Source organism: Veillonella sp. KGMB01456 (assembly GCF_023051165.1).
Classification (GTDB): Bacteria; Bacillota; Negativicutes; order Veillonellales; family Veillonellaceae; genus Veillonella_A.
On sequence record NZ_JALKIG010000002.1, the window covers coordinates 93,285 to 106,248 of the forward strand.

The window sequence follows — 12,964 nt, forward strand, 5'->3', positions numbered from 1 at the left end:
AGGTGATACTCACGATGGGAGCAGACGAGATGAAACAGACTGAAGACTTTACACAGGATACAGTAACTGATGAAATGAACGTTGCCGGCGAACCTGACGTGACGGTAGAAAGCGCTGAAGACGTAGCTGCTACTGAAGCAAAAGCGGCAGGTGAGACAGTAACAGCCGAAGCTGATGCCGTGAAAGATGCATTGGCGGAAGCGGAAAAAAGATTTGTTCGTTTGCAAGCCGACTTTGATAATTTCAAGCGACGCACATTGCAGGAAAAAGATCAATTGGCAGGTTTTGTAAAAGCGGATGTAATGAAAGATTTATTCTCCGTGCTGGATAATTTTGAACGAGCTTTACAGGCACCGACTAATGCCGAAACAAAAGCATTCCTTGACGGTTTCGTAATGATTCATCAGAACTTAATGGCTATGCTTAGCAAACACGGCTTAGCGGTAATTGATGCTGTAGGCAAACCGTTCGATCCGAATTATCATCAAGCAATCATGCGTGTGCCGTCTGATGAATATGAAGACGACACAGTTTGCGAAGTATTGCAAACCGGTTATACCGTAGATGGTAAGACGGTGCGTCCGGCCATGGTTAAAGTAGTACATAATGATTAATTTCGCCTAAGGCGTGCGATAGCGGAGGCATTCCAAGTGAGTGATCCGAGTCGCAGCTTACATTTGAAATTAACATGACAATAGATGGCATAAGATAAAAATAGGAGGTCATTTAAAATGGCAAAAGTAATTGGTATTGACTTAGGTACAACAAACTCTGTAGTCGCTGTAATGGAAGGCGGCGAACCGGTCGTTGTTACAAATCAGGAAGGTTCCCGTTTAACACCTTCCGTAGTAGGTTTTGCAAAAAATGGTGAACGTTTGGTAGGTCAGTTGGCAAAACGTCAGGCTGTATCCAATCCTGAAAAAACGATTTCTTCCATTAAACGTCACATGGGTAGTGACTACAAAGTAAAAATTGACGACAAACAATACACGCCGCAAGAAATTTCTGCCATGATTCTTCAGAAATTGAAAGCCGATGCAGAAGCCTATCTTGGTGAAACAGTAACTCAGGCCGTAATTACGGTACCTGCTTACTTCACCGACAGCCAACGTCAGGCTACTAAAGATGCGGGCGCTATTGCAGGCCTTGATGTTCTTCGTATCATCAACGAACCGACAGCAGCTGCTTTGGCTTACGGTGTAGATAAAGACGAAGAAGGTAAAGTACTCGTATTCGACCTTGGCGGTGGTACTTTCGACGTATCCATCCTTGAACTTGGCGACGGCGTATTTGAAGTAAAAGCTACCAGCGGTAACAACCACTTGGGCGGTGATGACTTCGACCAACGCATCATGGACTGGATGATTGCAGAATTCAAAAAAGATACGGGCATTGATTTGTCTCAGGACAAAATGGCGGATCAGCGTTTAAAAGAAGCTGCCGAAAAAGCTAAAATTGAATTGTCCGGCGTTATGAGCACGAACATTAACTTACCATTTATCACAGCTGATGCTACCGGTCCTAAACACTTGGACTTGACTTTGACTCGTGCCAAATTCGAAGAATTAACTCACGACTTAGTTGAAGCAACTATTGAACCTACTCGCAAAGCGTTGGCTGATTCCGGTCTCAGCGTAGGCGAAATCGATAAAATCTTACTCGTTGGTGGTTCTTCCCGTATTCCGGCTGTTCAAGAAGCTATCAAACGCGTTCTTGGCAAAGAACCTACCAAAAACGTTAACCCTGACGAATGTGTAGCCGTTGGTGCTGCTATCCAGGGCGGTGTACTTGTTGGTGAAGTTAAAGACGTATTACTTCTCGACGTAACTCCATTGTCCCTCGGTATCGAAACTTTGGGTGGTGTTTTCACACGCATTATCGATCGTAACACTACGATCCCTACATCCAAGAGCCAGGTATTCTCCACGGCAGCCGATAACCAACCGGCAGTAGATATTCACGTATTACAAGGTGAACGTGATTTTGCTGCTGACAACAAAACACTTGGTCGTTTTGAATTGACCGGTATTCCGGCAGCTCCACGTGGGGTACCTAAAATCGAAGTTACATTCAACATCGATGCTAACGGTATCGTTAACGTAAAAGCTAAAGATATGGGCACCGGCAAAGAACAAGCTATTACCATTACTTCTTCCGGCGGTTTACAACAGGACGAAATCGACCGCATGGTTAAAGAAGCAGAAGCACATGCAGCTGAAGATAAAGCTAAAAAAGAAGAAATCGAAGTTAAAAACAATGCCGATTCCTTAGTATACCAAGCTGAAAAAGCTGTTAAAGACTTCGAAGGTAAAGCCGATGCAGCAACTCTTGAACAAGTTACTAAAGCTAAAGATGCTTTGAAAGCCGCTATCGAATCCGGCAATGTAGAAGACATCAAAGCTAAGAGCGAAGAATTGACTAAACCATTGTACGAATTGTCCACTAAGATGTATGAACAAGCTCAGGCTGCTCAGCAGACTGCCGGTGATGCTCAGGGCGCGCAAGGTGCTCAAGGCGGCGCACAGCAGAATGATGATGTAGTTGATGCTGAATACACTGAAGTAAAAGACGATAAAAAAGACTAAGAGGACGGTAAGTAACTGATGGCGAAGGATTATTATGACGTCTTAGGGGTCGACAAAAACGCCTCTCAAGACGAAATAAAAAAAGCGTTTAGAAAAAAAGCGCGCCAATACCATCCTGACGTAAACCGCGACAATCCGAAAGAGGCGGAAGAAAAGTTTAAAGAAGCTAACGAAGCCTATGAAGTATTGTCTGATGAAACCAAACGTGCCCAATATGACCAGTACGGTCACGACGCCTTCACCCAAGGTGGCGGCGCCGGGGCCGGTGGTTTCGGCGGCTTTGGCGGTCAAGGCGGTTTTGGTGGGTTTGGCGGCCAGGCCGGCGGCTTTGGAGATATTTTTGACATGTTCTTCGGCGGTGGCGGTCAACAAAATAACGGTCCGCAAAAAGGTGACGATCTTCGTCATGATGTGGAAATCAGTTTTGAGGATGCCGCTTTCGGTCGTAAAATGACCATTGATGTACAGCGTCATGAAGAATGTAATCACTGTCACGGCACCGGCGGTGAACCGGGCAGTAAGGTAGAAACTTGTCCGCGTTGTCACGGCAGCGGTCAGGAAACAGTGGTACAAAATACACCATTCGGTCAGATGCGTTCCGCTCGTACATGCTCCGTTTGTCACGGTTCCGGTAAAAAGATTGAAAAACCTTGTAAGGTATGTCACGGCAGTGGTGAAACCGTGGGCCGTAAGAAGATTGAAATCAAAATTCCGGCCGGCGTTGACAGCGGCTCCCGTTTGCGCGTAGCCAATGAAGGCGAACCTGGCATTAAAGGCGGTCCTAAAGGTGACTTGTACGTATACATTTACGTAAGACCAAGTCGTGAGTTCGAACGTCAAGGCAACGAAGTAGTAAGCGAAGCTAAGATTTCGTTTGCCCAAGCTGCAATCGGTGCGACTATTATGGTCAACACCTTGGACGGCAAAGTTGAACTTAAAATTCCTGAAGGAACCCAGACCGGCACAATCTTCCGTTTGAAAGGCAAGGGGATTCCGTACTTACGTAACCCGAGCCAGCGCGGTGACCAACATGTTCGCGTAACGGTTGTAACACCTAAGAAGTTAAACCAGAAACAACGTGAACTCTTGGTACAATTTGCCAAAGAAGGCAAAGAAGATGTAACCGTGTTAAAAGAGAGCAAGAGCATTTTGGAAAAAATCGGTGATAAATTCAAAGATGCCTTATGTGGTGATTGAAAAGCTCGCCTGAACTTCTTGTTCGGGACCGGAGGTATATAATGAAATGGATAGAAATATCCGTTGCCATCGAAAGAGTAGTCATTGAAGAGGTGACTACTCTTTTTGATACATATAGCAGCAACGGCTTTATAGAAGAAGATATTCCGAATGAACCTGCTTGGGTGCAACTTACCTTGTATGGTGATGCTGAGAAAACGCCTAAAGAGTGGGAAGAATTAATTGCAGGGGCTCTAAAAACGGCTCAATTCACTTACAAGCACCTGTATGCCAAAGAAGTAACCGATACGGATTGGTATAACAATTGGCAACAGTATATTGAGCCGACTGAAATTTTACCGAATGTAGTAATCCATCCGGCGTGGAAAGAATATACACCAAAAGGCAATGAGACAGTGCTGACCATTGATTCTGATTTATCTTTTGGTACCGGTGCTCATGAAACAACTAAAGCTTGTGCCGAATTAATGGCTAAATACGGTCAAAGTAAACAGACCTGTCTTGATATCGGTACCGGCACGGGGATTTTACTCCTCGTTGCTCATACCTTGGGAATTCCTAATCTGATTGGTATTGATATTGATGAAAATGCGGCTGAACAGGCTAAGCTTAATTGTGAAACGAATAAGGTAGCGGCCAAGATAATCTGTGGAGATTTAGCTAAGGATTTTGACGGTAAAGCGGATTTAATCATGGCCAACCTTACGGTAGATCCTTTAAAGATTCTATTGCCTACTATAAGCACCAAATTAGCCTCTGACGGCATTTTAATTATCAGCGGTATCATCGATGACCGTTACAATGAAATCATGCCGTATATCAAAGAACATTGGCAGATAGTGGAAGAAGTTGTCAAAGGGTCATGGCATACTTTGGCACTAAGACAATAAAGTAATGACGCAATGACGTTTTTGTGTAAAGTATCGTATGCAATCTCATTATCTTTCTTCGTAATGAATACTATAAAATTATAAGAATACAATTAAGCATCAAAACGCATTAAGAGTAATTTCTCGGTAATTCATGGTTAGGCTATGAATTCGCCGAGGGATTACTCTTTTTATGATATAATAATACATAGAATTATTTAGAAATAAGAGTTGAATTGTCGAGTTCCTTGATATATGATAATAAGGTTGATTCCGATAATTTAACGTATTTAACCTGTCATAGATTACTCACGAAAGGCTCAGATAATGAAAAAGATATTTATCGATGCTCCTTTAGATACAATGATAACGATACCGAAAGATACAACTCACCATCTCTTAACCGTGTTCCGACATAAGATGGAAAAGCCGGTTTTGGTTGGCGGCAGTGACGGTCGAACCGGTGTGTACCAAATACAGGACGTCGTAGACGGAGAAGCTTCCGCTAAGCTGGTAGGCGATATTCAGGACGAAAGTGTCAGCGAAGTTGAAGTGGTATTGGTACAGGGCTTTTTGAAAGCTGATAAATTGGAATGGGTTTTGCAAAAAACAACCGAACTCAATGTTCATTCCGTGTATGCTGTGCCCATGAAAAATTGTGTAGTACAATATAAAATGGACAAACTACCTCAAAAAGTTCAACGCTGGGAGAAAATCATGAAAGAGGCGGCCCAACAATGCGGTCGTTCTAAATTACCGGAATTCACGGCTGATATTACCTTAGCCGATGTTTTAGCGAGAGAACAAGCTAATGGCAGTCTTTTGTTGGTAGCTTATGAAAATGAGCATAGTTTGACCTTAAAAGCAGCTTTGGAACAAGCGGAATCGGAAGATGTGATTCAGCGTGTTGTTATTTTTATCGGGCCGGAAGGCGGTTTGAGCAACGATGAACTGACGCAATTTGAAGCAGCCGATGCCCGTGTGGTAACGTTAGGACAGACTATTTTGCGTGCCGAAACGGCTGCTGTAGGCGCTGTAAGTATGTTGCAATATGCACTAAATATGGACTAAATAGATTCTAAATTGGAACTGAATATGCTCTGAATTAGAACTAAATATGTTCAAAGTATGGACTAATATATTTTAATTTTTACTAGAGATGTTCTTAGTATGGACTTTTTTAGCATAATAGATAGGAGAATGAGCAAAAAGATATGAAAACAGTAGCATTCACTACCTTAGGCTGCCGTGTTAATCAGTATGACACGGATGCCATGCGTGGTTTATTTATACAAGGTGGCTATACGCCGGTAGATTTTGATGAAAAAGCGGATATTTACGTTATTAATACTTGTTCCGTTACGAACATGGGGGAACGAAAATCCCGCCAGTTGATTCGGAAAGCCAAGCGTACCAATGAAGATGCGTATATTATTGTTACCGGCTGCTATGCACAGCTTGCACCGGAAGCCATTGCCGCCATTGACGGTGTTAATCTCGTTATCGGTACGAATAACCGTCATCGCGTAGTAGAGTTGGTAGAACAGCTCGAATCTACAGAAAAACAAATCAGTATCGTGCGTAACATCATGGAACAGGCCACCTTTGAAGAAATGCCGCTTTACGGTAATGAAATCGACAAGGCGCGTGCTTTTATGAAAATCCAGGAAGGCTGTAACAACTACTGTACTTTTTGTATCATTCCGTACACCCGCGGTAAATTGAAATCCCGCCGCGTGGAAGATATTGTAAAAGAAGCTAAACGATTGGTAGAACATGGTTACCATGAAATTGTGTTGACTGGGATTCATCTCGGCAATTACGGCATCGAATTACCTGAAAAGCCTAATTTAGCCGGCGTTGTGAAAGCTTTGCTGGAGATTCCGGGCTTAGAACGTATTCGTTTGGGATCCATTGAATCGGTGGAAGTATCGGAAGAGTTGGTTGACTTAATGGCAAACGAACCGCGCTTCTGCACGCATTTGCATTTGCCGCTCCAAGCCGGTTCCGATCATATTTTAAAACTCATGAACCGTCATTATAATCTTCAGGAATTTAAAGATTTAATTGCCCGTTTACGCAGTCGTATTCCGGGCCTTGCCATTACGACCGATATAATTGCGGGCTTCCCGGGTGAAACGGACGAAGACTTCGAAGAAACGATGAAAACCGTGGAAGAAATAGGCTTCACCCATATTCATGCATTCCCGTATTCGAAGCGTGAAGGTACGCCGGCTGCTGCCATGGAAGATCAAGTTCCTGAAGCTGTTAAAAAGACGCGAGTGGCTCTTTTGAATAGTCTTGGACAAAAAGGTTTACAAAACTTTGCGGAACAAATGATTGGTAAACCGGCCGAAATCCTCATCGAACGTGAAGAGGACGGTTATTATCTGGGCTTTACGAATGAATATATTCACGGTAAAATAAAGAAAGGGACAACTGCACACGACGTAGGGACAATCATAGGCGGTACGGTTACTGCTTTTGACGGTGAAACCTTGATTATTGAATAATCGATTTTAGCATGTATACTATGATTATTGATGGTCATAATTATGATTGAACCGGCGAAGTTTTAGTGTAGGCAGTTATCAAATTTCAATCCGTGTTCTATAAAAGGAGCGATGACGCATGAGCGACGAATGTATTTTTTGTAAAATTATCAAAGGTGAAATTCCTTGCAACAAAGTATTGGAAAACGATAAATTTTTAGCTTTTCACGATATTAACCCGGTAACCAAGGTACATATTCTTGTGATTCCTAAAAATCACGTAGCCAACATCGCTCATTTGACTGATGAAAAAGCAGCTTATGTGGAAGGTATTTTGCCATTCATCAAAGAAGTAGCTAAAGAAGCGGGTCTTTCTGCCGATGGCTATCGTGTTGTATTCAATACCGGAGCTAAAGCAGGGCAGTCCGTATTCCACTTGCATGCTCACATTTTAGGTGGTCAGGAATTAGGTTGGCCTGAAATTTAACGAATAACAATCAAACTTGTAACCGGTATATGAATTTCAGACTTACATATCATGATTTTTTATACCGATTTATTGTAAAAAAGTTGCATAAATACAGTGCATAATGATGTTCAAATATTGACAAACATAGTGTCAAACATTATAATATCTTTATGTGCGTATAGTAAATACCTGCACTTCCATCGAATAATTGGAGGGAGGGATATAGATGTCTGAAATTAAAGTCGGTAAAAACGAAACGCTTGAAAGTGCTCTTCGCCGTTTTAAACGCTCCTGCCAAAAAGCGGGTGTTTTATCTGAAGTAAGAAAACGCGAACACTACGAAAAACCAAGCGTAAAAAGAAAGAAAAAATCTGAGGCTGCACGTAAGCGCAAATTCAGAGCGTAAGATTTATCTTGGAGGCACGGTATGTCCTTAAAAGAACAGTTAAAGGCGGACATGAAAGAAGCTATGAAAGCTCGCGAAGCGGGTAAAGTGGCCTTATCGGTAATCCGCATGGTTAACGGTGCAATTAAAAATACAGAAATTAACGAAAAGCGTGAGCTTAGCGATACAGATATACTGGGAATTTTGGCCAAAGAAATGAAAATGCGTCAAGATTCACTGGCTGAGTTTGAAAAAGGTCAGCGTGACGATCTCGTGGCCCAGACTAAAGAAGAAATGGAAATATTGAAGAAATATTTGCCGGCTCAACTGAGTGAAAGCGAGATTCGAACTATCGTAGTCAATGCTATCAGCAGCTTAACGGCACCTGTGAAAATGGGTGACGTAATGGGGAAGGTAATGCCTGAAACCAAAGGTAAAGCGGATGGCAAATTAGTTAATACGATTGTACGAGAAGAAATTGCAAAGGTTAACGGTTAACCTTTTGTTGACATACTAAAGTGAGTATGTTAATATACCCTTAAAGATAATATTAGGTCAATGAAGACCCCTTGAACATTGTTGTATGACAGTGTCGAGGGGTCTTTTTGCGTTTTTAGAAGGAGGAATTCTTATGGTAAACGAATTGTTGTATTACATCCCCGCAGGTCAGTATGGTAAAGAAGGGGTGCTTGCCCTATTGGAACAGCATCCGGAAATTAAATTCGTGTCCTTGGTAGGCGTAGATTTAGCCGGTAATGATACGGATGAAAAAATTCCTATCGCTATGTTCTTCGATGATTATGAATCATTCTTTGAAGGCCGTGCCGTACAGACTGACGGTTCCTCCGTTGTGTTGACCGGTATTGCTACCTTGAATAACGCCCGCGTAGATATTTGGGGCGATCCAAGCGTTAACTGGTTCATCGATTACAACTATGAAAACATCGACCCGGCTACAGGTTTACCAACCGGTACCCTTCGTATTCCGGCTTTCTTGATGCACAATGAACGTTATGTAGATTCCCGTTCTATTTTGAAAGAAACCTTGGACTTTGTTAAAGCTGAAGTGATGGCTCTTTTGAAAAACAACAAAGTTAAAGGCATGGAACATGTGAATGTGGATGACATTGCGGACTTAGTTTTCACAACCGCTACAGAATTGGAATTCTGGGTAAAAACACCATCCAAAGTAGTTAGCACCAAAGAATTATCCACCTCTCAAAAATTACAGGAACAATATTGGCAGCGTACTCACGGCACCGTTCGTACCGCTATGGAACAGGCCGTTGAAATGCTTGAGGCGTATGGCTTAAACGCTGAAATGGGGCATAAAGAAGTAGGCGGCGTTAAAGGTAAAATCGACGATGAAGGCCATATGGATCATGTTTTGGAACAGCTTGAAATCGACTGGAAATACACCGGCAATCCATTACAGACTGCCGATAACGAATTACAAGCGCGTATCATCGTGCGTGAAGTATTCCGTGAAAACGGCCTTGACGTAACCTTCCAGGCAAAACCTATTATCGGCGTAGCCGGTTCCGGGGAACATACTCATTTCGGCTTGATGGCTAAAATGAAAAACGGCAAAATGGTTAACTTGTTCTCCCCTGAAGATATGAAAAAAGCCTTCTTGAGCCCACTCGGTATCGGCGCTATTATGGGCCTTCTTAAAAACTATGAAGTTATTAACCCATTTATCTCTTCCACAACCGACTCCTTAAATCGTTTAAAACCGGGCTTCGAAGCACCGATTTGTATCGTTACATCTTTAGGTAATCAGCCGGACGAACCAAGCCGTAACCGTACTATTCTCTGCGGTTTGATTCGCGATATCGGGAACCCTATGGCCACTCGTTTCGAACTTCGTTCGCCAAACCCTTACACCAACACCTATACAGCTATTGCGTTGATTTACTCCGCTGTGCTTGACGGTTTGCGCTATGTAATTACCTCCGGTAAAACTCCGGATGAATTATTGGCTGAATTGTCCAAGAATCCGGAAGATCCGGCAGATTACTTAGAAACAGGTCGTGCCTATCGTTCTGAAAAGAATGTATTTGAAGATTACACCGAAGAAGAACGTAACAGTCGCTACGGCATGCCACCGGCTACTGTTTGGGAAAACATCTTAGGCTTCAAAAACAATCCTGCAAAAGTGGAAGCTTTGGTTAACGGCGGTGCTTTTGCCAAAGACCTTATGGAATCTTTCATTGCCGGTATCTTGAACCGTTGGAAATTGGAATTAATCAATCGTTTGATTCCGGCCAACATCAACACTATCCGCGCTATGAAACCAATCCATGATGATGACGGTTTGGATATTTCCCGTTGGGAAGCTATTAACGAAATGCGTTACTATTTAGCGAAAGACACCGGTTCCAATACATCTTTATTCACTCGCATCGGTCACGCTATCGCTGAAGGTGACTATGATACAGCTTCTAAATTGCAGATGGAAATGAATGAAAAAATGCTTGATTTAGAAGCAAAATATGCGGAATATACACGTAATGTATTATAATATTCTTTTGCCGGCGCTGGGTTCGTATCCCTTAGGGCGTTAGCAAGAAGTATGTTAGTCGTTTGTTGCGACTTTCTATGAGAATCAACAATATATAGGAAAGCAATACAGGTCCTCTCGCAGTTCCGAGTTCTTACGAACAAAGTCGCTGCTTTGAGGACCTGTATTGTTTTCCTTAATAATAGTGCATCACCTTCAGTGAAAGTCGCAACTTTCTAAAATATCTCCTTGCAACACGCCCTAAGTTCTTGCGAACAAGGCGCCGGTCAGAAAGTATATGGGGACTGAGGGGGAGGACCTGTTTTGTTTCATTGTTCATAGTGCTTTTAACCTTATTAAAAGCGCAACAGAGCAATATCGATAGCGCTTTACGGATTCAAAAGAACAAGGCGCCGGTCAGAAAGAATATCGGGGCTGAGGGGGAGGACCTGTATTGTTTTCCTTAATAATAGTGCATCAACTTCAGTGAAAGTCGCAACATTCTAAAATATTTTCTTGCGATGCGCCCTAAGTTCTTGCGAACAAGGCGCCGGTCAGAAAGAATATCGAGGCTGAGGGAGAGGCGTTGGGCAAATAAAGGTTGCGGTGAAGTAGCATGATAAGCATTAGTAAAAGCAATATGGGGTCGGAGATAAATTGTTTTGAATTATTTTTCTGAATAACGTAAAATAGTAGTAAGTATTGGGTTGTACCGTATTCGTATTTGGCTCGGGATTAAGGAGAGTTCCGGGCTCACGTAATTGGAGGACAACATGAATAAAAATAGCTTTCCAACAGCTTTAACGATTGCCGGCACGGATCCGTCCGGTGGTGCCGGTATTATGGCGGATTTAAAGTCGTTTCAGGCCCGTCAGGTCTATGGCATGGCGGCTGTAACGAGTGTGGTGGCGCAGAATACAAAGGGCGTTCGCCTCATTCAAAATGTGGATTTGGAGATGCTTGAGGCACAATTGGCTTGTGTATTTGAAGATATTCCGCCATTGGCTTTAAAAACGGGCATGATTCCGAATGTAGATATGATGCGCATCATTCGTAAATATGTGGACGGCTCTGTGCCATATGTAATGGATCCGGTTATGGTGGCGACCAGCGGCGATCATCTCATCGATGCGCAGGCACGAGACCAATTTAAAGCGGAATTAATGCCGGTAGCCACATTGGTGACGCCTAATTTGTCGGAAACAGAATATTTGGTAGGTTTTGCCATTGAAAGCGAGTCTGATGTTAAAAAAGCAGCTCAGTTTGTTTTAAATGAAATGGGCCCTAAAGCCGTTATTATCAAAGGCGGCCATTTCGGCGAAACAGCGAAGGATTATCTGTATATTAAAGGTGAAAAACTCGTTACCTTTGAAAGTCCACGCTATGATACGCCAAACACCCATGGCACGGGTTGCACGTTCTCCGCTGTCATCACGGCGGAACTTGCTAAAGGTAAATCTTTGGTAGAGGCCGTTGGCATCGGCAAGGATTTTATCAGTAAAGCCATCAAAGAAAATCCGGGACTCGGCAAAGGTCACGGCCCGGTAAATCACATGGTCATCGTGTGAGATGAAGCTGATTTTAAGATTGAATAATAAATAGGAATGAAGAGTTATGTCATATATAAAATTATTACGGGAGCAAAATCCCCTCGTAATTTGTTTAACCAACGATGTGGTAAAAAACTTTACCGCCAACGGTTTGTTGGCGGTTGGTGCGTCACCGGCCATGAGTTCCTGCATCGAGGATTTGGAAGACTTATTGCCATACGCCAAGGCATTATTGGTAAATATTGGGACCGTAAATCCGGAGTTAGCGGCTTTTTACAAAAAAGCTGTAGCATTGGCCAATAAGCTAAATGTGCCGGTTGTGCTGGATCCGGTAGCCTGCAGCGCCGGTGCATTTCGGAAGCAGATTGCTATGGACTTATTGGAACAGCATACAATTATTTTATTGCGCGGTAATGCCGGTGAGATTGCCGCCTTGGTTAGTGAAAAGTTTAGTAAATTAAAAACTGATAATCCGGCAACGGGTGACGGTTTGGAAGCGCAAACGGTAGCAACTAAAGGCGTCGACAGTGAAGGCGTAGCTAATCCGGGTAAGTTAGCTGAACAATGCGCTAAGTTATTTGGCGTCACAAGCATTGCCACGGGGCCGGTTGACGGTATTTCGAACGGCAATAGGACGGTAGAATTTGAACACGGCTCATCCATGATGCCGCTCATTGTCGGCACAGGCTGCTTATTGGGCGGATTTTTAGGCGCCTTTATCGGTTCTACACAACTACAAGACGATGAAATCTTTAATTCTGCCTTATGGGGGCTCAAAGCCTATTCCATAGCCGGTGAAATGGCGGAGACAGAATGTCAACACCTATATAACAAGGTTGAACCAGGTAGTTTTCAAATTGAATTCTTGAATGCTTTATATCGGATTCAGGATTCGGACGTGGAGGCGTAAACTG

Annotated in this window: 12 protein-coding genes; all 12 read left to right on the forward strand. The window is 43.1% G+C overall.

Translation table 11 applies throughout. From position 1 onward, the window contains the following. The first annotated feature begins 29 nt into the window (after positions 1-29). The 12 genes from grpE to MXE28_RS01070 all read left to right on the forward strand — a co-directional run bounded on the left by grpE (position 30) and on the right by MXE28_RS01070 (position 12,960). Complete coding sequence (grpE, locus tag MXE28_RS01015) at positions 30-614, forward strand: nucleotide exchange factor GrpE (protein ID WP_021842077.1); 585 nt, start codon at positions 30-32, stop codon at positions 612-614. 117 nt (positions 615-731) lie between these two features. Beyond that, on the forward strand, positions 732-2,585 hold the full coding sequence (dnaK, locus tag MXE28_RS01020; protein ID WP_021842078.1) for a molecular chaperone DnaK: 1,854 nt from the start codon (positions 732-734) through the stop codon (positions 2,583-2,585). A gap of 18 nt (positions 2,586-2,603) precedes the next feature. Next, positions 2,604-3,782, forward strand: coding sequence for a molecular chaperone DnaJ (gene dnaJ, locus MXE28_RS01025; protein ID WP_021842079.1), 1,179 nt, complete (start codon positions 2,604-2,606; stop codon positions 3,780-3,782). A 41-nt stretch (positions 3,783-3,823) separates the two neighbouring features. Next, positions 3,824-4,672 carry a 50S ribosomal protein L11 methyltransferase gene (locus tag MXE28_RS01030; RefSeq protein WP_247239716.1) on the forward strand — a complete coding sequence of 283 codons (849 nt, stop codon included), beginning with the start codon at positions 3,824-3,826 and terminating at the stop codon, positions 4,670-4,672. Positions 4,673-4,978: 306 nt separating this feature from the next. Continuing rightward, positions 4,979-5,722, forward strand: coding sequence for an RsmE family RNA methyltransferase (locus MXE28_RS01035; protein WP_021842081.1), 744 nt, complete (start codon positions 4,979-4,981; stop codon positions 5,720-5,722). 143 nt (positions 5,723-5,865) lie between these two features. Continuing rightward, on the forward strand, positions 5,866-7,164 hold the full coding sequence (mtaB, locus tag MXE28_RS01040; RefSeq protein WP_021842082.1) for a tRNA (N(6)-L-threonylcarbamoyladenosine(37)-C(2))-methylthiotransferase MtaB: 1,299 nt from the start codon (positions 5,866-5,868) through the stop codon (positions 7,162-7,164). Positions 7,165-7,282: 118 nt separating this feature from the next. Next, the gene (locus MXE28_RS01045) at positions 7,283-7,630 is read left to right on the forward strand and encodes a histidine triad nucleotide-binding protein (protein ID WP_021842083.1); all 348 of its coding nucleotides are present in this window, start codon (positions 7,283-7,285) and stop codon (positions 7,628-7,630) included. A 208-nt stretch (positions 7,631-7,838) separates the two neighbouring features. Beyond that, positions 7,839-8,018 (forward strand): 30S ribosomal protein S21, encoded by a 180-nt coding sequence (gene rpsU, locus MXE28_RS01050; RefSeq protein ID WP_004695751.1) that lies wholly within the window; start codon positions 7,839-7,841, stop codon positions 8,016-8,018. 21 nt (positions 8,019-8,039) lie between these two features. After that, positions 8,040-8,495 carry a GatB/YqeY domain-containing protein gene (locus MXE28_RS01055; RefSeq protein WP_021842084.1) on the forward strand — a complete coding sequence of 152 codons (456 nt, stop codon included), beginning with the start codon at positions 8,040-8,042 and terminating at the stop codon, positions 8,493-8,495. Positions 8,496-8,628: 133 nt separating this feature from the next. Then, the gene (locus MXE28_RS01060) at positions 8,629-10,521 is read left to right on the forward strand and encodes a glutamine synthetase catalytic domain protein (protein ID WP_021842085.1); all 1,893 of its coding nucleotides are present in this window, start codon (positions 8,629-8,631) and stop codon (positions 10,519-10,521) included. Between the two features lie 752 nt (positions 10,522-11,273). Next, complete coding sequence (gene thiD, locus MXE28_RS01065; protein ID WP_021842086.1) at positions 11,274-12,068, forward strand: bifunctional hydroxymethylpyrimidine kinase/phosphomethylpyrimidine kinase; 795 nt, start codon at positions 11,274-11,276, stop codon at positions 12,066-12,068. Between the two features lie 46 nt (positions 12,069-12,114). Further along, entirely contained in the window at positions 12,115-12,960 is an 846-nt protein-coding gene (locus MXE28_RS01070; protein ID WP_021842087.1) for a hydroxyethylthiazole kinase, read from the forward strand. Positions 12,961-12,964 lie beyond the last annotated feature (4 nt).

Excerpts from the sequence above, each read along its gene's own strand:
- grpE (WP_021842077.1), top strand. The coding sequence starts at position 30 with ATGAAACAGACTGAAGACTTTACACAGGATACAGTAACTGATGAAATG.
- dnaK (WP_021842078.1), top strand. The coding sequence starts at position 732 with ATGGCAAAAGTAATTGGTATTGACTTAGGTACAACAAACTCTGTAGTC.
- dnaJ (WP_021842079.1), top strand. The coding sequence starts at position 2,604 with ATGGCGAAGGATTATTATGACGTCTTAGGGGTCGACAAAAACGCCTCT.
- MXE28_RS01030 (WP_247239716.1), top strand. The coding sequence starts at position 3,824 with ATGAAATGGATAGAAATATCCGTTGCCATCGAAAGAGTAGTCATTGAA.
- MXE28_RS01035 (WP_021842081.1), top strand. The coding sequence starts at position 4,979 with ATGAAAAAGATATTTATCGATGCTCCTTTAGATACAATGATAACGATA.
- mtaB (WP_021842082.1), top strand. The coding sequence starts at position 5,866 with ATGAAAACAGTAGCATTCACTACCTTAGGCTGCCGTGTTAATCAGTAT.
- MXE28_RS01045 (WP_021842083.1), top strand. The coding sequence starts at position 7,283 with ATGAGCGACGAATGTATTTTTTGTAAAATTATCAAAGGTGAAATTCCT.
- rpsU (WP_004695751.1), top strand. The coding sequence starts at position 7,839 with ATGTCTGAAATTAAAGTCGGTAAAAACGAAACGCTTGAAAGTGCTCTT.
- MXE28_RS01055 (WP_021842084.1), top strand. The coding sequence starts at position 8,040 with ATGTCCTTAAAAGAACAGTTAAAGGCGGACATGAAAGAAGCTATGAAA.
- MXE28_RS01060 (WP_021842085.1), top strand. The coding sequence starts at position 8,629 with ATGGTAAACGAATTGTTGTATTACATCCCCGCAGGTCAGTATGGTAAA.
- thiD (WP_021842086.1), top strand. The coding sequence starts at position 11,274 with ATGAATAAAAATAGCTTTCCAACAGCTTTAACGATTGCCGGCACGGAT.
- MXE28_RS01070 (WP_021842087.1), top strand. The coding sequence starts at position 12,115 with ATGTCATATATAAAATTATTACGGGAGCAAAATCCCCTCGTAATTTGT.